15 protein-coding genes are annotated in these 19,342 nt (G+C 56.6%); 4 read left to right on the forward strand and 11 right to left on the reverse strand.

Features of this window, described 5'->3' with window-relative positions; translation table 11 throughout:
* The 5 genes from ACF8AM_RS16605 to ACF8AM_RS16625 all read right to left on the reverse strand — a co-directional run.
* Positions 1-789: aminotransferase class V-fold PLP-dependent enzyme (locus tag ACF8AM_RS16605; RefSeq protein WP_392556710.1), on the reverse strand; the 789-nt coding region annotated here is incomplete at its 3' end.
* Between the two features lie 33 nt (positions 790-822).
* On the reverse strand, positions 823-2,226 hold the full coding sequence (gene gcvPA / locus ACF8AM_RS16610; RefSeq protein ID WP_392556711.1) for an aminomethyl-transferring glycine dehydrogenase subunit GcvPA: 1,404 nt from the start codon (positions 2,224-2,226) through the stop codon (positions 823-825).
* Positions 2,227-2,230: 4 nt separating this feature from the next.
* Positions 2,231-2,629 carry a glycine cleavage system protein GcvH gene (gene gcvH / locus ACF8AM_RS16615; RefSeq protein ID WP_392556712.1) on the reverse strand — a complete coding sequence of 133 codons (399 nt, stop codon included), beginning with the start codon at positions 2,627-2,629 and terminating at the stop codon, positions 2,231-2,233.
* A gap of 114 nt (positions 2,630-2,743) precedes the next feature.
* Entirely contained in the window at positions 2,744-3,910 is a 1,167-nt protein-coding gene (gene gcvT, locus ACF8AM_RS16620) for a glycine cleavage system aminomethyltransferase GcvT (RefSeq protein WP_392556713.1), read from the reverse strand.
* A 223-nt stretch (positions 3,911-4,133) separates the two neighbouring features.
* A complete protein-coding gene (locus tag ACF8AM_RS16625) occupies positions 4,134-6,962 on the reverse strand; it encodes a M16 family metallopeptidase (RefSeq protein WP_392556714.1) in 2,829 nt (942 codons plus the stop codon).
* 144 nt (positions 6,963-7,106) lie between these two features.
* On the opposite strand from ACF8AM_RS16625, the gene ACF8AM_RS16630 reads away from it, so the two are divergent.
* Positions 7,107-7,553, forward strand: coding sequence for a Rieske (2Fe-2S) protein (locus tag ACF8AM_RS16630; protein WP_392556715.1), 447 nt, complete (start codon positions 7,107-7,109; stop codon positions 7,551-7,553).
* Positions 7,554-7,606: 53 nt separating this feature from the next.
* Here ACF8AM_RS16630 and gltX read toward each other — a convergent pair whose 3' ends face one another.
* Together gltX and ACF8AM_RS16640 are read right to left on the reverse strand one after the other, a co-directional pair.
* Entirely contained in the window at positions 7,607-9,157 is a 1,551-nt protein-coding gene (gene gltX, locus ACF8AM_RS16635; RefSeq protein ID WP_392556716.1) for a glutamate--tRNA ligase, read from the reverse strand.
* Positions 9,158-9,679: 522 nt separating this feature from the next.
* On the reverse strand, positions 9,680-12,145 hold the full coding sequence (locus tag ACF8AM_RS16640) for a TolC family protein (protein ID WP_392556717.1): 2,466 nt from the start codon (positions 12,143-12,145) through the stop codon (positions 9,680-9,682).
* A gap of 505 nt (positions 12,146-12,650) precedes the next feature.
* Between ACF8AM_RS16640 and ACF8AM_RS16645 the strand changes: the two genes are divergently transcribed.
* Together ACF8AM_RS16645 and ACF8AM_RS16650 are read left to right on the forward strand one after the other, a co-directional pair.
* A complete protein-coding gene (locus ACF8AM_RS16645) occupies positions 12,651-13,916 on the forward strand; it encodes a PHP domain-containing protein (RefSeq protein ID WP_392556718.1) in 1,266 nt (421 codons plus the stop codon).
* A 56-nt stretch (positions 13,917-13,972) separates the two neighbouring features.
* Entirely contained in the window at positions 13,973-14,374 is a 402-nt protein-coding gene (locus tag ACF8AM_RS16650) for a hypothetical protein (RefSeq protein ID WP_392556724.1), read from the forward strand.
* Between the two features lie 154 nt (positions 14,375-14,528).
* Here the strand turns inward: ACF8AM_RS16650 and ACF8AM_RS16655 are convergent, their stop codons facing one another.
* The 4 genes from ACF8AM_RS16655 to ACF8AM_RS16670 all read right to left on the reverse strand — a co-directional run bounded on the left by ACF8AM_RS16655 (position 14,529) and on the right by ACF8AM_RS16670 (position 17,921).
* On the reverse strand, positions 14,529-14,945 hold the full coding sequence (locus tag ACF8AM_RS16655) for a GNAT family acetyltransferase (protein WP_392556719.1): 417 nt from the start codon (positions 14,943-14,945) through the stop codon (positions 14,529-14,531).
* Positions 14,946-15,038: 93 nt separating this feature from the next.
* Positions 15,039-15,647, reverse strand: coding sequence for a lactate utilization protein C (locus ACF8AM_RS16660; protein WP_392556720.1), 609 nt, complete (start codon positions 15,645-15,647; stop codon positions 15,039-15,041).
* Positions 15,644-17,065: a lactate utilization protein B gene (locus tag ACF8AM_RS16665; RefSeq protein WP_392556721.1), complete on the reverse strand. Its 1,422-nt coding sequence runs from the start codon at positions 17,063-17,065 to the stop codon at positions 15,644-15,646. The genes ACF8AM_RS16660 and ACF8AM_RS16665 overlap by 4 nt, the downstream gene beginning before the upstream one ends.
* A gap of 61 nt (positions 17,066-17,126) precedes the next feature.
* Positions 17,127-17,921: a (Fe-S)-binding protein gene (locus ACF8AM_RS16670; RefSeq protein WP_392556722.1), complete on the reverse strand. Its 795-nt coding sequence runs from the start codon at positions 17,919-17,921 to the stop codon at positions 17,127-17,129.
* Between the two features lie 190 nt (positions 17,922-18,111).
* Between ACF8AM_RS16670 and ACF8AM_RS16675 the strand changes: the two genes are divergently transcribed.
* Positions 18,112-19,125, forward strand: a complete 1,014-nt coding sequence (locus ACF8AM_RS16675) for an ATP-binding protein (protein ID WP_392556723.1) — start codon at positions 18,112-18,114, stop codon at positions 19,123-19,125.
* The last annotated feature ends 217 nt before the right edge of the window (positions 19,126-19,342 follow it).

Here is a 19,342-nt window from a genome sequence, read left to right on the forward strand (position 1 = left end):
ACCGAAGTCGCCTGGACGAGTGATGCCCAAGATCGCGTTCATGTTGGCACCGTCCAAGTAGATCAACGCTCCGGCATCGTGAACCAATTGGTTGATCTCTTCGATCTGGCTATCAAACAACCCCAATGTGTTTGGGTTGGTCAACATGAACACGGCTGTCTTGTCATCGAGCTTGGCTTTGAGATCTTCCAGATCCACCAAACCATTCGCGTTGCTCTTGACCGTCTTGGTTTTGAAACCGGCCATTTGAGCACTGGCGGGATTCGTTCCGTGCGCCGAGTCAGCGGTCAAAACCACGCTGCGATCGCTGCCTTGTTCGCGGAAGTAAGCCGCCGCAACCAACAATGCCGCCAACTCACCATGCGCTCCTGCGGCAGGCTGCATGGAAACGCCCGGCAAGCCACTGATTTCCGCAAACATGCCTTGCAGTTCGTACAGCAACTCCAACAACCCTTGCAGGCCCGACTCATGTTGCAGCGGGTGCACATTGAGGAACCCAGGCAACGACGCGATGCGTTCATTGCGTTTCGGGTTGTACTTCATCGTGCACGAACCCAACGGGTAAAAGTGCGTGTCGACGCTCATGTTCAATGTCGACAAACCAACGAAGTGGCGGACCACGTCGCCTTCGGCAAGCTCAGGAAGTGGCGGCGGCGTTTCAGCCAGAGCCTCGTCCGCGAAGAGTTCGTCGACGTTCACCGATGGCACGTCCAAATCGCCAAGTCGATGAGCACGTCTTCCAGCGCGGCTGAGTTCAAACAGAAGCTGAGTCGATTGTTGGTTTCGCATGGTTGCGTGAATAAATGAGTGAACTTCGTTGAATCAAACCGTGGCCATCGAGGGAGCTTCGCAGAGCACTTTGGCCCAACGATCGATCTCCACACGCGAACGTTTTTCGGTCACTGCGACGAGAAAACAATGCTCGTATCGCGACGGCAAAGCGACTGCGGTTTCCGAGGCTTCGGAACCACCAACGCACATCGGCGTCATATCAATCCCGGCTAGCAAGCCGTTGTCACGAGCATGAGCCAGCAAGCCATCGACGTCGGATCCAAGGTCTCGCACGACAAACTCTTTCAGCGACGGCCCCTCGCCAACAACTTCGAAACGATCCGACTTCGCAATCACTTCTTTGGCATAAGCCGTTTTCGCGATGCAATGATCCGCGGTCTCTTTCAAACCTTCCGGGCCGAGCAGCGACAGGTGCACCGTCGCTCGCAAAGCCAACAAGGTCTGGTTGCTGCAAATGTTGCTGGTCGCTTTTTCGCGGCGGATGTGTTGCTCGCGAGTTTGCAACGTCAGCACCCAGCAACGCTTTCCACGACGATCGGTCGTTTGCCCCGCGATCCGGCCCGGCAGTCGACGCACCAATTCGTCGCGACATGCCATGATGCCAAGGTACGGCCCGCCGTATGCCAGCGGATTGCCCAGGCTTTGACCTTCCGCGATGGCGATGTCGACGCCCATGTCACCGGGACGCTTCAAACGCCCGAGGCTCACTGGGTCGAACACTTGAATCGTCAGTGCACCAGCTTCCTTGGCCGCGGCTGCGATTTCAGAAACCGATTCGAGTTGACCGACGAAGTTTGGATGCTGAATCAGCACGCATGCGGTTTCGTCATCGATCGCATCGATCATGGGCTTGGAATGCCCATTCTCATCCGAAGGAACCACCACCAACTCAGCGTCGATGTTCTTGAGGTAAGCCACCAAGATGTCGCGATACTGAGGGTGAACCACATCGGTCGTGATGACTTTGTTGCGTCCGCGTTGCATCGACAACGCCATCAACACAGCCTCGGTCGCTGCGGATCCGCCGTCGTACAAACTGGCATTGCTGACGCCCAACCCGGTCAACTGTGTGACCAGAGTTTCGTACTCGAACATCACCTGCAAATTGCCTTGGCTGACCTCGGCTTGATAAGGCGTGTACGACGTGTAGTACTCGCCCCGAGAAGCAATCTCGTCGACAGCGGCAGGGATGAAGTGGTCGTACGCGCCACCACCCAAGAAGCAGACATGTGAATCCGCCGATGCATTGCGTGCGGCCAACCGAGTCATCTCGGCGGTCAACGCCAACTCATTGCAAGCCGGTGGCAAATCCAAGGGACGATTCATACGAACCGCTTCGGGCACCTGATCGTTGATGATCTCATCGATGCTTTCGGCACCGATCGATTTCAACATTTCGCGGCGGTCTTCGTCGGTGTGAAAGAGATAACTCATTCGATCAACCTGCTTCGGAGCACTGTTTTTGATAAGCGGCATAGTCCATCAACGAATCGGGCAGATCCGCTGACAATTTCACTTTCAGAATCCATCCAAAGTCGAACGCGTCTTCGTTCAAGTTGTCCAAATTATCGGGCAGGTCGGAATGAACCTCGACGACTTCGCCAGCCACGGGGCTGTACAAAGGGCTAACCGCTTTGACGGATTCGACTTCACCGAATTCTTCGCCAATTTCAAGTTCTCGTCCGACTTCGGGCAGGTCCATGTAGACCAAGTCGTTGAGCTGCTCGACGGCAAAGGCCGAGATACCGATCGTTGCGAACTTGTCGCCGCCTTCTTCTTGGACATCCACCCACTCATGGGTCTCGGCGTAACGCAGGGTCGAAGGGTCTCGTGCCATCAGAGGCTCCTAACGAATCAATGAAAAATGGAAGAAATAGTGAATCAATGAATGATACGGTCAACGACAGACAGCGTCAGGCTGCCAACACTCGTTCCACACCGCACAGGGAAATCAGGAAGCAACAACCGGCCGTTTGTAAAACGGCAACTTGGTCGGCAACGCTTCGGTGGTCTTACCACGAATGTCAATTTGGAAGCTCTCATCGTTGGCATGTTCGGCATCGATCGTCGCCATCGCGATGGGAACTCCCAGCGTGGGTGACGGTCCGCCGCTGGTGACTTTGCCGATCGTTTCGCCATCAGCGTTGAGCACGTCACAGCCTTCACGTGCGGGCCGTTTGCCCGTTGGCAACAATCCAATTCGGCAACGCGTTCGGCCATTTTCAACAACGGCTCGTAAAGCTTCTTCACCGATGAAGTGACGGTCTTTCAGGTTGCAACCGAACTTCAAACCAGCGGTGATCGGGTCAATCGTTTCGTCCAGTTCGTGCCCATAGAGCGGCATCCCGGCTTCCATCCGCAATGTGTCACGGGCGCCCAATCCAGCGGGTTTGAAACCAGCTTCGCGACCGGCGAGCAAAACGTTTTCCCAAACCCGTTCTGCCTCTTCCGCTCGAACGATCAATTCCAATCCATCCTCGCCCGTGTAACCCGTCCGGCTGACAATCACGGGTTTCGCGAATTGGTCGGTGATCAAGGCGTTGTAATTCTTCAGTCGCGATGGATCGACCGTGAACAGTTTTTTGCAGACTTCGATCGCCATCGGTCCCTGAATCGCGATCATCGCCGTCAATTCCGTGCGATCAGACATCGTCACGGTGGGAAAGTCCGCCAGGTGAGGCTCGAACCACTTCAGGATTTTTTCCCGGTTGGATGCGTTGACTACCAACAGATGAAAACGTCGTTCCGATGGAGTTTGCAAATGCGAAACCAGCACATCGTCCAAAACGCCGCCCTCTGCGTTGCAGACCATGCCATAGCGAACTTGGCCGGGCACCATGTCCGTCACTCGGCGTGTCAGCACGTGATCGAGAAACTCGGCTGCGTGGTCGCCATCAAAACGCAGGCGGCCCATGTGCGAAACATCGAACAGAGCGGCGGCATTTCGACACGCTTGGTGTTCCGCGACAATGCCCTCGTACTGGATCGGCATCTCATAACCAGCGAAGGGAACCATTTTGGCTCCGGCCTGGCGGTGCCAAGCATCCAACGGTGTTCGCAGACTGTCCGCGGGAGTGGAGGGAGTTTCCACAGGATCGTTGGTGGATGAAGTTGTCATAAAAAAACGCTCGACAACGCAGGCAAAAACGAACCTCATCAAAAGCGCCCCCCCTCAACTGGCACAACACCAGCCAGCAGGAACCCTGGACAAGGACGAAACACTCGGATGAAAAAGATCAATGTTGGAGCCGAGTGTAAACAACAAAAGCCGGACCTGGCACCCGCCCGATCCGGCTTCATTCATTTTTTGTCGATCGATCCCAGCCGAACGGCGGTTGCGATCACTCTGCTGGCTGCTGGACCGCCGCAAAGTCACCCGCGATGGCCATCACCAAGCCATCGAGATCCAGGTATTTTTTCAGCGCCGCGTTGACCGAATCAACGGTCGCCGCCTGAATCTGCGACTCGTGCTCTGCCACAAATGCCATCGTGCGATCATTGAAAATCGATTTCACCAGCATGCTGGCCAGCTTCGAATCACCTGTTCGGCCAATCCGTGCAGCTTGCAAGTAGGCCCCTTTGGCTTGTTCCAATTCCTCTTCGGTGACCCCCTCTTCCAGCACTCGATTGACCTCTTCGCGAATCACGCGAAGCAGTTTGTCTTTGTTGGTTGGGTTCGTGATCGCATACAGCGTGAAGCTGACCTTTTCATCCACCGCAAAGTTCGCAGCCGTCAAACCGCTGCGAACACCGTAAGACAACCCTTCTTGCTGACGGACCCGATTGGCCAACCGGCTGCTCAGCGATCCGCCGCCCAAGATGAAGTTGCCCAGCACCAACGAAGCGTACTCAGGGTCGGAATCCGCCAACTTGTATTGCTGGCCGCTGTACAACAACGCGTTGGATTTGTCGGGGGTTTCGATCGTCACCATCGCGCCGGGAATATCGGGTTGCGCCGGCGTCACGATCCGCTCGAACGGCTGCTTGGATTCCCATCCCTCCAAGATCGAACGGAACTTCGCCAGCGTGGGTTCGACTTCAAAGTTCCCCACCACGGCCAACTCGCCCGCTTGGTTGCCAAGGTACTCCTCGTGCAACTGACGAATCTGCTCGATGGTCGTTTCTTCGTACATCGCGATTTCTTCGTCGATCGTCATCACGTAACGAATGTCATCCTTGTCGTACGGCGAGAGCATTTTTTGAACTCGTCGTGGTGCCAATGCATTCGGTTCGGTCTTGCTTTTTTCCAAACCGGTGACGACTTGGCGCCGCATCACTTCCAGTTCCGAGGGTTCTAGACGAGGCGAACGGAAGATCTTGCCCAACAGCTCGATCACTTCAGGCAAGAACTCTTTCTTGGTTTGCACCTGAACCTGCAGCACACCTTTCAAGCTGTAGATCTGGACTTCGGCACGCAGACGAGTCCACTCATCCTGCAGTTGCTGATAGTCAAGGTCTTCGGTACCGCGAGCCATCATCATCCCCAACAACTCAACCGCGCCGAGTTTGTCCTTGAGTGATTCAGGCGTTCCAAAACGCAGGGTCATCAACACCGAGACCGAGTCACCACGAGTTTTCTTGGGCAGGACGGCGTATTCGATGCCGCCAACCAATTGACCGCGTTGAACTCGTTCTTCGATCGCTTCGGGATCGGGATCAAAACGCTCCCCGGTCACAACGGCAGCACGGCCTTTGTAATCCTTCAACAACGCTGCCAAATCAGGTGATTCGGGCACGCTCACTCGATCGGATTCCTCCGAAGGAATGAACAATCCCACGGTGCGATTGTTGCGTTTCAAATAACGACTGGCGACTTCGCGAACTTGTTCCACCGTCAACGCTTCCACCGCGTCGCGGTACAAGAAATACAAACGCCAATCGCCCTGCGCCGCCCAGTCGCTGAGCGAAACCGCGATCTTGTCGGTGTTGGCAGCCTCCAATTCGCGGGCCTTCAAAATCTGTTGCTTGGCACGCTCGACTTCCTGTTCGGTGATCGGATGATCGGCCCATTCGTTTTCCATCAAATCGATCAACTTGGCACGAGCTTGCTCGATCGATTGCTCCGCTGGGACTTCCGCCATCGTCATCAGCAACCCTGGTTCGCGAAAACCGAAGGACATCGCGAAAACGTTGCTGGCGATTTCAGTTTCGACCATTTCTTTGTACAGACGACCGCTGGGCTCATCGCCCAACACACTTGTGAGCGCTTTGACGGCGGCGTAATCCGGATGGCTGCCGGCGGGAATGTGGTACGCAGCGCCGACGACTTGAACGTCACCCACTCGGCGCAACACGACCGTTCGCTCCCCGTCTTTGGGTGGCTCGACCGTGTAGGTTTCGTCGATGGGTGTGCTGGGAACCGGCAGGCTGCCGAACGCATCGTTCACGGATTTCAACGCGTGATCAACCTCGAAGTTTCCCGCAATGATGACCATCACGTTGTCGGGTCGGTAATACTTGCGATAAAACTGGCGTAGTTTGACAACCGGCACGCGCTCAATGTCGCTGCGATTGCCGATCGTCGATTTGCCGTAGTTGTGCCAGTCATACGCGGCGGATTCGATTCGCTGCATCAAGACTCGCATCGGAGAATTCTCGCCGCGTTCGAACTCGTTGCGAACCACGGTCATTTCGCTTTCGAGGTCTTCGCCTTTGATGTTGCTGTTGAGCAACCGATCGGCTTCGAGATTCAACGCGAATTCGAGGTTGTCTTTGCTGGCCGGAAGTGTTTCGTAGTAGTTCGTCCGGTCCATCCAAGTCGTGCCGTTGAACCGTGCTCCGCGATCCTGCAGTGCTTTGGGAACCTCGGGGTGCGTGGGCGTGCCCTTGAACAACATGTGCTCGAGAAGGTGTGCCATCCCGGCTTCGCCGTAGCCTTCATGACGGGAGCCAACGAAGATGGTCATGTTGACCGTCACGACCTCTTTGCTCTCATCGGGGAAAAGCAGAACCTTCACGCCGTTGGGCAGCACATACTCACTGATCCCCTCGACTTCATGGAGTTTCGATGGCACGGACGAATCCTTTTTTGCCGTGTCGTCGGCAGAACAGAGGTTGGGAATCAAACAGAGAGCAGCGACCAAGCTGCCTAGCCAAACGGCGGGCGTGCTTCGACCGTAGCGGCATGGATCCGCCGTCACATCCTGTTGTGAAAGCATTGCGAAAGTCATCCGATCGTCTCGTTGGAGTGATGTGTGAGCTGAGGGACGTCCGAATTGTAACGGCGAGTCGATAACTGTGTCCCCCCGGGGTCGCCCGGATCGGCTGCAAACTTCACACTGTGCATTCCCAACGGCCTTCCACGGACAGCCCCCATGAACGATTCCCAACCGCCCCCCTCTGAACCAGAACCCAAGCGAGATTTGTATCCCAACGAACTCGCCCAGCAAAACCACAACGCTCAACCGCGACCAGATTTGCCTTGGCACGCCGCGTTTGATTTGGCTGAGATCGAAGCGGGCCTTGCAGAACGCCTCGCCGCCAATCCCGATACCGAATCCTTCGTTCGCGAAACCTTGGTAGGAGACCGAATTCTCGCGGTGATTTTTCACGCGGGACAGTGGTTCGCGATCGACGGCATCTGCACCCACCAAGGCGGTCCGCTCGCGGAAGGCCACGTCGCCGACGGCTGCGTGACGTGTCCGTGGCATGGATGGCAATATGAACTCGCGTCGGGAACGCAAACCTCCAGTGGCCAACCGCTGCAGGCCGTGTTTCCCATTCGTCAAAACGGCACGCTGATCGAAGTCCAATTGCCATGACGAGGCCTCTCGTCAGCCCCGATGATCAACGCCGCCCAAAAGAATGAGTGGCTCTAGTTCGGCAGATCCGCGATCGTTTTTTCGATCCGTGCGGTCACCTTGGCTTGCCCCAAAACAGCCAGCGCGTCAAACATACCGAAACCGCTGGCCGCTCCCGTCGTCGCGACTCGCAACGCGTGAATGATTTGACCGATCTTGATGCCTTCGGATTCGCAGAATGACTTCACGGTCGTTTCCACGTTGGCCGCGTCGAACTCGGTCGTAGCTTTCAACGTCTCGTTCAGCTTTGCAAGTAACTCCTTCGCACCATCGGCTTTGACCAAGCGTTTCTGGTATGCCTTTTCGTCCACGACGTAGTCGTCCACGAAACAGTAGTCGAAATCGATGATGTCACCGGCCATCTTCAAACGATCGCCAGCCGCAGTCACAACCGCTTTCAACGTTTCATCGGAATCCCCTTCGGCAACAAAGCCAGCAGCAACCGCGAACGGGCGCACCAACTCGGTCCGCTTCTGATCGGACAACTCCGCAAACGCATCGCCTTGGAACGATTGCAGCTTGGCCGGGTCAAATGAAGCAGGCGCCTTGTTGACGCGATCCAACGTGAACTTCTCAATCATTTCCGCGATCGTGAACTTCTCGGTCTCGCCATCGAGCGACCATCCGAGCAACAACAAGTAGTTGAGCAACGCATCGGGCAAGAACCCGATCTCGCGGTAGAAATCGACCAACACAGGATTGAACGTGTCCGCGTCGACTTGCATGTTGCAACGCTCAGCGATCTTTTCACCATGAGCCAACAACACCGCGAAGTCGCGGTTCTTTTTGTACTTGTCGAGTTTGCGTTTGCTCAGCTTGGCAGATCCACCGGGTTCGGCCACGTAAGGCAGGTGAGCGTAAGTCGGCAGGTCGTACCCAAGCGATTGAGCGATGAAGACTTGGCGAGCCGTGTTGGGCAAGTGTTCCGCGGCGCGAACGACGTGCGTGATTTTCAGTTCGTGATCATCGACGACGCTGGCCAGGTGATACAGCGGGCTGCCGTCGGCACGCGCGATCACGTGGTCTTGTTCGGATGCCCACTCCACAACGACCTCACCTCGAATCAAATCTTGAATCACACATTGGCCTTCGCGGGGCATTTTCAGCCGCACGACGCCTTGCCGACCTTCGGCTTCGAACTTGGCCGCGGCGGCTTCGTCTTCCGCCATCCAGCGTCGATCGTAGACAAACGCCTCGCCGGCTTTCTGAGCTTCTTCGCGAAGCGTTTGCAACTCTTCGGGCTTGGCGAAATCGCGGTAGGCGTGACCGCCGGCGAGCAGCTTCTCAGCAGCGGCTCGGTACAAATCTCCTCGTTCCGATTGGAAGTAAGGGCCGTGGGGTCCGCCGACATCGGGGCCTTCGTCCCAGTCCATTCCCAGCCAACGGAAGCCATCCAGGATCGGTTTCAGGGCCGCCTCGACATTGCGTCCCGCGTCCGTGTCATCGATTCGCAGGATGAATTGCCCGCCAGCCTGTTTCGCGAGCAGCCAATTGAAGAGTGCGGTACGGACGCCGCCGATGTGCAAGTATCCGGTCGGGCTGGGGGCAAATCGCGTGCGAATCATGGTCGGAAAACAGTGAGGATAAAAAGGTATGGGGGACGACCGGACGTGTTCAAGCTCGGATTGGATGGAGCCGCCCGGCGTGCGGCGTCAATGCTAGCAGGCCGTCGAAACTTTCCTAACCCGCCAACCAAAATCATGCCAGCCGCCCTCACCGTACGATGGGCTTCCCAGCCCGTCGTCCCCGCTCTGCACAACAAACTTCCCAGCCCGTCGGTGTGCGACGCAAGTCCGCCTAGCGCTCTGTCAAAGTTAAAAGTGAGGGTCGCCTCGTCCACTGCCCTAAAAACAAGTCGCGACAGACCACTAGTGTTCGCGACGGGCTAGGAAGCCCATCGTACTGGTCTGAAAACGACGAAAAGCCCGACGGGCCTGCAAGCAGACCGGTCGAGCTAGTCGTGGGGGTGGGTCGTGGATCCAACGCGCGTGTGTCGGACGACAACCACCCAAGCCTCCGCCCCTACGAAGGTGATGAGAACCGTGTGGCCTGGTCAGTGACTCAGACCGGGTTCGTGTTCAGGTGTTTCAGCGAGGAATGGGTTTCCGCCGAACGGGTTGCGGTGAGTACTCGGCAGGTTCCGCGACCGAAGTCTGAGCCGGTGCCGTGTACGCAGCGGGTTGGACTCGGCGAGCCTTGCCCCACGACGCACCATCGCTGGACGATGCGGCGGGCGATTGAAGTGGTTGAACCGATTCAATCGAAGGAGCCGGCGTTGGGACATTCACAGGTGGCGACAGCCGATCGATGGGCTGAGGAGCCTGCAAGATTTCGTGGGTGCTGCTTCCAAACTCACTGATTGGCTGGTCTTCGATGCGAATGGGATCGCGAACGACTCCCATGTCCATTGGCAAGGCTTCGCCGTTGGCATCGCCGAAGATGACTTGGCCGTCAGCCGCGTTCATCTCGAATTCACCAGGTGGCAACGTTTGTCCGTGAGTGGTGGCACCACTGCCGACGATTTGCGAAACGGAATCCGCATCGCGAACTGGGCCTTGGCGAACCACACCTGGGCGAGTCACACCGTACTGCAACTTCTTGCCGGCACTTCGTTCACGAGCACGTTCGAGTGCATCCCAGTAGGCTTTCTTGTTCCAAGGACCTTCTCGCAGGGTGATGCCGCTGTTGGCGAGCAGGGTGCCCTTCAGGTAGTCCACATAGCTCAGCGATTTGCTGTACTCGGCGAGTGCACGGTAGTAGCTGATCTCGGCTTGAGCCTTGCGTTGTTGACTTTGCAGGACCACGTTGATGTCTCGAGTTCCGGCGTCGTATTCCGCCAAACGAGTCTCGACTTCGGTTTCAAACGCTTGCCACTGTTGGGCGTTGGTGTGAGTCAACTGGTAGTGCGAGCGAGCCTTGCGAACGGCACCTGACAACTTGCTGACCAACAACCGTTCGTCCTCTTGAAGCTTGGCACGTTCACGGACAATGCGAAGCTTCGCGTTCTGGATCCGAGCCAATTCACGACGTGCACCGAAGGCAGGCGGAGTCACTTCCAGTCGAACGGCACCTTCTTGGAAATCACCGCCGGTCAAACTGCCCAGTGCGGAACTGCCTGGTTGCGGGAACTGTCCTGTTCCGCCATCCGGAGGACCAAGCGTGTCACCGACACCGACCCAGCGATAAAGCAACGACAGGTTCACTTCGGGAAGGATCTGGTTCTTCGCCGAGATCACCTCCAACTCTTGTTGCTTGATTCGCGTCTTGGTTTGACGAAGTTCTGGCGACAGGTACAGCATTTGGGCGACCGACTCATACCAATCGAACTCCACTCGAGCCAGCGAGGGTTCGTCGATGGGACGAATCAAGCGACCGTCTGTGGCGGCCAAGCCCATCAACTCTCGCAGTCGGTTTTCGTTGCCATAGACGCCTGCCCCATCCGGTCCGGGCAAGTTCGATCCTGCCAGTGCCGTTTCCAACTGGGCTTGGAACTGGAAGTACTGGCCTTTGGCTTGCGACAATTCTTGCAGCGTTCCCGTGCCGTTTTCCAAATTGAGCTGTGCAACCTGCTGAGTCGCCATCGCACTGTTGCGAGCAACCACGGCCGTGGCCACGTTGCGATAGGAAACGTACAGGTCCCAGTATGCGTTCTCGACGTCACGAACCAAGTTACGAACTTGAATCTCGTATTCGGCGATCGACACGTCTTCGTTCAGGCTGGCCAAGACAACCGGGATTCGGTTGACCAAGGTGCCGCGATTCCGCATCAAAGGTTGTTGAACTTGTGCTTCCATCGTCACGGTGTAGTCACTCGGAACGACTCGCGATGCAGAGTTCAGAGCCAACGGTGCTGTGGGCAGGTTGCTGTAACCGTAAACCAATTGGTGACGCAGAGTGGCGACACCACCGGTTGCGAAGCGTTTGCTGATCGCGGCTTGAGCGGTCACATCGTCGGACTGAAACAATGATGTCGAAACCGAGCTGTTGCCTGTGTTCCGTGGACGGTCGGTGTTGCTGTAGCTGATGAAACCGCTGGCTTGAGCATCGAACTCGGCCAAGGCGTCTTCCACGCCGCCGACTTGGTTGGCTCGCAGAACGCCCCGAGGCAAGGTGCGGTTGCCGTTGCTGTCGACGGTCAATGGGACCGACTGAGTGGTCGATTGCTGGATGGCGACGTCGTAGATGCTGCCAAACTGATCCGCGGTTCCACTGATGAACTGATCGGACACGTTTTGACGAGCTTCCGCGATCCCGCTGGTAGTGACGTAGAACTTCGCATTTTGCAACGCGATGTTGGTCGCTTCTTCCAGCGTCAAATCCCAGAACTGGTAGTCGTGATTACCGATCGCCAGCGGAGGCAACGCCTCCGTCGTTTCGGGCAGACTCTCCACGTCCACATCCGGATATTCAATCTGGGTGGCTGAGTTGAGATAGTAGTTCAGGTCCGGAGACTCGTTCAAGAAGAACGGCTGAGTCGGTGCGCATCCACTGGCGATCAGGAGTGTGATTCCCACTTGCAGTTTTGCAGTCAAACGGATCAATGAGCGTTTCATGCCCTGGACTTCCCTGGCGCGGTGCCGCCGCTGAACATACCCCACGAGTGCCGCGAGTGCGGCATGGCATGTCCCCGGTCGGGCCGAGTGTGGAAAGCCCCCCTACAAAAGTCTCGCCCATCATCGTTCCACCGAATGGAACGAGACCTTCATCCGAAAGTAGGTATCGGATGCCAGTCGGGTAAACTTTGACGGCAATCCGAAAAAACGTGAAGTTTCTTGCAGCGACGTCGTGACTCGCCAAAAAACTCCGCTGGCGAGAGGTTTTTCATTGCCTGACATCGCTTTTGGGAGCACTCCTCAGAGTAGAACATTTGTCCCCAAATGTTCCGTCGAGCAGCTTTCCCGCCCAATAGGGCCGCCACGACGTACCAGCGTCGCCCGCGATCGCACCATGTGTCTCTGGAAAATCAACCCAGTCACGCAAACAGTTGGGGACAACTGTTCTACTCTGTGACTCTCCGCAGTTCCCTCCCGTCGACTCCTGCCCCGCGCGAAACGAAGCATGAACGCCACACGCCAGTCACGCCCCTACCTTCCCACCTTTGCCTTGCTGGCACTGTGTTTCACATCGCTCGGTTTCACTCCGCCCTGCCAGGCCGAGGAACCCGCACCACAATGGTGGAAGGGCAACATCCATGCACATTCGCTGTGGAGTGACGGCGATCAATTCCCCGAGATGATCGCGGATTGGTACCAAACCGAGGGCTACAACTTTCTGGCCCTGACCGATCACAACGTGCTCAGCGAAGGATCGCGGTGGATGGCCTATTCCAAAATCCTTCAACGCAGTGACGAAGGGATCCTGGATCGTTACCGAGCACGATTCGGCGATGCCTGGGTCGAAACCCGCGGCACCAAAGGCGAAGCCGACTACCAAGTGCGACTCAAACCGCTCGACGAGTTCCGGTACCTGGTCGAACAACACCACCAATTCATCCTGATTCCCGCGGAAGAAATCAGCGACCGCGGCGAAGGCAAACCCGTTCACGTCAACGCGACGAACCTGGCCGAAACGCTCGAACCCGCCGGTGGCGACACGGTTCGTCAAGTGATCGAAAACAACTTGCGAGCAATCCTGGAACATGAAAAGGCACACGGCCGAGAAGTTCTGCCGCACGTCAACCACCCGAACTTTCACTACGCCATTACCGCTGAAGACCTTGCGTCGGTTGTCTCCGAACGTTTCTTCGAGGTCTACAATGGGCATCCAGGAGTCAACCACCTTGGCGACGACGAACACCCCAGCATCGAACGCATGTGGGACATCATCAACGCCCTGCGTCAAACATCGCTGAACGTCCCACCCATGATGGGCGTCGCGACGGATGACGGCCACGAATACCACGGCAAACCTGGATCGCGTCCCGGTCGCGGGTGGGTGATGGTCCGCAGCCAATACCTGACGCCCGAGCACCTGATCCGAGCGATGAAACGAGGCGATTTCTATGCCTCCAGCGGAGTCAGCCTGGACGACGTGAAATACGATACCGAATCCAAAACTCTGTCGCTGCAAATTCATTCCGAACCCGGCACGAAGTACCAAACCCAGTTCATTGCCACTCTGGCCAAAACAGACGGCTTGATCGACGAGCACCGAATTGGTGTGACCGTCGCCACCTCCGCCAGCCTGCAACCTCAGTACACGCTGACGGGGAAGGAACTGTACGTTCGGGCGGTCGTGACCAGCGATCAACCACCCCGAGACCCGTCGTTCAAGGACCAGAAACAACAAGCCTGGACTCAACCGATCGGCTGGGAATCGCCCTGATTCGCGGTTTTCAAGCCGGTTGATTCTGCGAGATCCAGGGACCGTGCGTGAACTCTATGTTGATCGGCCGATTGAGGCAGGTTATCGTAGAAAGCATGAGCAAGAAAAAAAACCTAAATATCTCTCGGGGTCCCGAAGGCTGGACCGTTCGGATCGTCCGGCAAGGCGAACAGCACTCGAAGTACTTTCGGTTCTCCGACGGTGGGATCCGAAAGTCGCTGGCCAAGGCCCAGAAATGGCGAGACGCCAAGATCAAAGAGCTCGGCGAGCGACAATGGCGCAAAGGGCCCCGCAAGAAACCCACCAACAACACGTCTGGCATCACAGGCGTCAGCAGAAACTTCTACGGCCGCTGGGTCGCGACTTGGCAGGAAGAAGGGGTCCAACGTTTCTTGACGTTCAAGACAAAAAAAGAAGCCGTCGCACACCGAAAAGCGATGATCGAAGGAATGGGCTAGCCGTACGACGGACTTCCGAGTCCGTCGGTGCCAAGGACGATTGATTTTGACGGATTTCATAAGGCCATCGCTCCGCGCCCGCCCCAAGCGTTCCGGGAATCCTTTGCACGTCTGCGACATGGTGCCTGCGACATGGATTCCACCGTCGAATCGATCACTCCCCGGTCAGTTTGCCCATGCTGATTCGTTCTTCCACTTGAAATCCGAGTGATCGATAGAATGCGACAACCTCGCTGTTGTCGGCGATCACTTGCAGGTTCACCTTCGGGCAACCACGACGGGACAGTTCCGATTCAGCATGCCGCACCAATCGAGTCCCCACGCCACGTCGCCGGAAGGCTGGCGACACCGCGACGGAGTACAGCCATCCGCGATGCCCGTCGTATCCGGCCATCACCGTGCCCGCCACGTTCTCATCGTCCGTCGCCACAAAGAACAATCCATCGTCCGCGGACATTTTGCGATCGATCGAGGTGCCAGGATCATTGTGCCCGGCGGAGCGAGGAAACACCGCCAACCAAAGATCCACAACCGCATCACGATCTTCGGCGACGAATTTGCGAATCAACATGAATCCTGGCCATCAACACGGTTGATCACACGAAACGGAAATCGACGCCCAAATAACAACTGATTCGCGATCGAGGTCGCGAAGCCTCGCGACTCAAGGCAGCAGAAAAACCTGGAGCTTGCGGCATCCGTGGGCACCCAGAACCAACGACTGCTCGATGTCCGCCGTTTTACTAGGACCGGAAACAAAGACGCCAAAACCTGGACCGGGAGTACCGATTCGGGCATACGCTTCGTGCATGTTGTTCAGCAGATCGGATCGCGAAATCACAATCGCCAAGTACTGAGCGATGAAGATCATGACTCGATGAGGCAACGTTTTACCATCGATCCAAATCGCTCCATTTTCCGCCACGCCAAATTCGCCACGAACGATCGTCCAATCCAGCGTCGACAAGGCATGCGGGTCGTCGATGCTCGACAAATCCACCGTGGACTGAACCGCGTCCGGAAAGGTCGAGGCAATCCGGCGTGCGGACTGGAAAACCTCGATCGTTTGCAACTTTTCATGAACTTCGCTGGGCGTGTCGACCAAATGAGCCTCACCGCCCACCGAAGCCAACGTGTCTTGAAATTGCCGCAAACGATCATCGAATCGGATAACGCGAGCAGGATCGATGGTGGGCAACTCGGGCGCGTCGACGACGCAACCTTTCAATCGATCCAAGACGATCTGCCGACTGTTAGAATGTGTTCCGCTCATGACCGCTCCTCCTTCGAAACCGCTTGAGCTCCTGATGGACGGTTCTTGGAGTACCACTCGTGGAACGATTCCTTGGGCGGTTCAGGAAGATCCCGATCCTTGGTCCACGTGTTCAGCCGGTTGTGGGTCAGCGATTTTGGCAGCACCTTCAACGCCACGCGTCCAACGTAGCCCGCCGCCGCGAACAGCGATGGATTGCGGAACAGGAACGAAGCGGCCTTCATTGCCATCCGTTTGTTCCAAGCGACGAGTCGCTTGCCCACCAAAACTTTTCGCCAAGCCAGCAATTGATGGTGCAAAGGAATCTTGACCGGGCAAACATCCGTGCACGAACCGCAGAGGCTACATGCAAACGGCAAACTCTTGTGAGCCTTGGCATTTTTTGACGGCCCCAAAACGCTGCCGATCGGCCCCGGCACCGTGGCTCGATAGCTGTGCCCACCACTGCGTCGATAGACCGGGCAAGTGTTCATGCAAGCACCGCAGCGAATGCAATGCAGCGATTGGCGAAATGTTTTGCTGACGCGAATTTTGGAGCGACCATTGTCAACCAACACAATGTGCAGCTCGCTGTTTTCGTCACGAGGCCCATGGAAGTGGGACGTGTAACTGGTGATCGGTTGGCCAGTTGCACTGCGAGCGAGCAACCGAGTGAACACCGACAGATCTTGGAACCGCGGCACCAACTTTTCGATGCCCATGCAGGCAATATGGATTCGCGGCAAAGACACGCCCAAGTCCGCGTTGCCTTCGTTGGTGCAGACGACCAAACCGCCGGTGTCAGCGATCGCGAAGTTGACACCGGTGATCCCAACTTCACCGCTCAAAAATTTGCCGCGTAGGTGCCCACGAGCGGCTTCGGTCAACACTTGCGGGTCGGACTCGCCCGCCCGGGTTCCGAGGTGCTCGTGAAAAGTGTCGCCGACCTCTTCCTTCTTGATATGAATCGCCGGCAGCACGATGTGACTGGGGGTTTCGCCACGCAACTGAACGATGCGTTCTCCCAGGTCCGTGTCGACCACGTCGATCCCGTTTTCAATCAAGTACTCATTCAGCCCACACTCTTCGGTCAGCATCGATTTGCTTTTGACGATGCGGAGCGTGTCGTTGCGGCGCAACAGATCCAGCACGATGCGATTGTGCTCTTCGGCGTCAGCCGCCCAGTGAACGACCGCCCCCAACCGAGTCGCGTTGGCCTCGAACTGCTGCAAATATTCCGGCAGATTCGCGATCGTATGTGTCTTGATCGTGGACGCTTGTTCGCGAAGGTATTCCCACTCGGGAATCGAATGAGCCTGCTTGTCACGTTTGCTGCGCACGAACCACAGCGAATCATCATGCCAATGCGACCGTGGCTCATTGGTCACGAACTCACGGGCGGCGTTCGGGTGATCGACGATGGGAAGAGTAGAGGTCAAGGGAGGTCACTTCGCGATAAAATTCATTCAAACAAACAAGCACGCCGAAACCGTCCGACGGTCACGGTTTCGCCACCACTGAGGAAGCGCGATCCGCATCGGAGACCTCTTCCTGCATCGCCTCCGACAACACCTCAGCGATATGCATCACCGACATCGGCATGTTGCGTCGACGGATCAAACCGCCCATGTGCATCAAACAACTCATGTCGCCAGCAACCATGACTTCGCTTCCGGACGAGATGTGATCGGTCACACGGTCGATTCCCATCGCCACGCTGGTCTCTCGTTCAGCAACCGCAAACGTCCCCCCAAAACCACAGCACTCATCGACTCGGGAGAGCGGTTTGATCTCGATTCCATCAAGAGATTCCAACAACAACCGCATTTTATCTTCTCGCGGCGTCATGTTTTCGCTGCACTTGCCCAGTCGCAATTCTCGCAAACCATGGCAACTGGAATGAATACTCACCGGACGATTGAAACGCCCGGGAATGGAACGAACTCCCAACTGATCCACGATGAATTCGCTCAGTTCGAAAGTGTTGTCACGCAAGTGTTGGAATTCAACGTCTTTCGGGCCGAAGTAATCGTCGTAGTGATTCCGAATCATCGACGCACAACTACCAGAGGGGCACACAACGGCATCGTAACCAGCAAATCGTTTGACCCACTGCTTGGCCACCGGAGCCGTTTCAGCGTCGCATCCGGTGTTCGCCATCGGTTGCCCGCAACAAGTTTGACCAGCCGGATACTCCACTCGGACCCCAAGGCGTTCCAGCAATGTCAATGTCGCAATCGCGACATTGGGATAGAACTGGTCGATGTAGCAGGGAATAAACAGAGCAACAGTCATGCGAGGCTAGGAAGTGGGGCTGATGGCTGGGAAATCGCGGATAAGAGCAAACAGTTCACGTTCACGCAAAGAGTATAGACTAACGGTCCAGTGCCGTAGAGAACGCCCCCTACGAACGGGTTCCGGTTGATTTGTCGCTGTTCAAGAGTCAGGATGAAGTGCCTGCTCATTTGCTTTCTTCGGATGAATCATGATCTCCGCCGCCAAACCCACCACGTGCACGCTGGTTGTTTCCAAAGGACAATCTCGCAATCCGGCCAAACGAGGCCTGGAATCGGCGATTGCGCAGTCCGCAGGACAGCTCGACGGCGTCGAAGTCATTATGGTGCCGCACTTGTACGATTTGCCCAAGGGTGGCGAATCCCTGGAATTGCTGCAAAAAATCGAAGGCGACCTGATCGTCTGCAGTTGGATCTTTTCGCGAGCCGCCCACTGGGTCCTGGACCGCAACGGAATTGGCGGCGCCACCGGCAAAGTCGAACTGGGCGCGGATGAAGACGACGAGGACGAATCGTCACCCGCGAATTCTGAAGCCTCTGACTCAACCGCGGACGCTCCAGAACCCGTCGACCGGGTGACCGATCTGTATCCGCGACCGGACCGAACCATTCACTGCCTGGACTTAAAGGTATCGGAGTCCGCCGACGACTTCATTGGTGAAATCAAACGCATCTTGAACATTGTCGACGAGGCCGATCGGTCGCTGCCGATCGTCGGCGGCCAAATTGTCGAGGTCGACGAAACAACCAGTCGCCGCTGGTATCCCGTCATCGACTTCAGTCGCTGCACGAACTGCATGGAATGCATCGATTTCTGCTTGTTCGGCGTGTACGGCGTCGATGGAGTCGAAAACATCTTGGTGGAGCAACCCGACAATTGCCGCAAAGGTTGCCCAGCGTGCAGCCGCGTGTGCCCTGAGAACGCCATCATTTTCCCGCAGCACAAAGCCCCGGCCATCGCCGGCGCGGTGACCGAGGGCGACGAGGGTTTCAAGATCGACCTGTCCCAGCTCTTCGGTGCTCCCACCGACAAGAGCGACCCGATCGCGACCGCCGCCCGTGAACGCGACGAACAGTTGCTGTTAACCGGTCGTGAAGCGGTTGGAATCGATGACAACCTCAAGAAACGACAGGCTGCGTTGAACGAGAAGCCCAAAGACAACCTGGATCGCCTGATCGATTCGCTGGACGAACTGGATCTGTAAGTCGCAGCGTCGCCCCGCCCAAAGCAACCGCTGGGCGTCTTTTGGAAGCGTTTGTCCGCATGAAGCACCTCTCCCGAAACGAAGTTTAGGGGAAGCGATACACTATATCGAGCGACGCCGTCCAGGCGTACGCGAGGGCTTTGAAGTTGCGCTTTTCTCAAACCCCGAAGCGCCAGTTTTGAAGTTGCGTTTTTCTCAAAACCCGAAGCGCCAGTTT

The organism is Rhodopirellula sp. JB055, from assembly GCF_043100905.1.
GTDB lineage: Bacteria > Planctomycetota > Planctomycetia > Pirellulales > Pirellulaceae > Rhodopirellula.

Bases quoted from the DNA above. Each gene is read 5' to 3' on its own strand.
- gcvPA (WP_392556711.1), bottom strand. From the start codon at position 2,226: ATGAGTTATCTCTTTCACACCGACGAAGACCGCCGCGAAATGTTGAAA.
- gcvH (WP_392556712.1), bottom strand. From the start codon at position 2,629: ATGGCACGAGACCCTTCGACCCTGCGTTACGCCGAGACCCATGAGTGG.
- gcvT (WP_392556713.1), bottom strand. From the start codon at position 3,910: ATGACAACTTCATCCACCAACGATCCTGTGGAAACTCCCTCCACTCCC.
- ACF8AM_RS16625 (WP_392556714.1), bottom strand. From the start codon at position 6,962: ATGACTTTCGCAATGCTTTCACAACAGGATGTGACGGCGGATCCATGC.
- ACF8AM_RS16630 (WP_392556715.1), top strand. From the start codon at position 7,107: ATGAACGATTCCCAACCGCCCCCCTCTGAACCAGAACCCAAGCGAGAT.
- gltX (WP_392556716.1), bottom strand. From the start codon at position 9,157: ATGATTCGCACGCGATTTGCCCCCAGCCCGACCGGATACTTGCACATC.
- ACF8AM_RS16640 (WP_392556717.1), bottom strand. From the start codon at position 12,145: ATGAAACGCTCATTGATCCGTTTGACTGCAAAACTGCAAGTGGGAATC.
- ACF8AM_RS16645 (WP_392556718.1), top strand. From the start codon at position 12,651: ATGAACGCCACACGCCAGTCACGCCCCTACCTTCCCACCTTTGCCTTG.
- ACF8AM_RS16650 (WP_392556724.1), top strand. From the start codon at position 13,973: ATGTTGATCGGCCGATTGAGGCAGGTTATCGTAGAAAGCATGAGCAAG.
- ACF8AM_RS16655 (WP_392556719.1), bottom strand. From the start codon at position 14,945: ATGTTGATTCGCAAATTCGTCGCCGAAGATCGTGATGCGGTTGTGGAT.
- ACF8AM_RS16660 (WP_392556720.1), bottom strand. From the start codon at position 15,647: ATGAGCGGAACACATTCTAACAGTCGGCAGATCGTCTTGGATCGATTG.
- ACF8AM_RS16670 (WP_392556722.1), bottom strand. From the start codon at position 17,921: ATGACTGTTGCTCTGTTTATTCCCTGCTACATCGACCAGTTCTATCCC.
- ACF8AM_RS16675 (WP_392556723.1), top strand. From the start codon at position 18,112: ATGATCTCCGCCGCCAAACCCACCACGTGCACGCTGGTTGTTTCCAAA.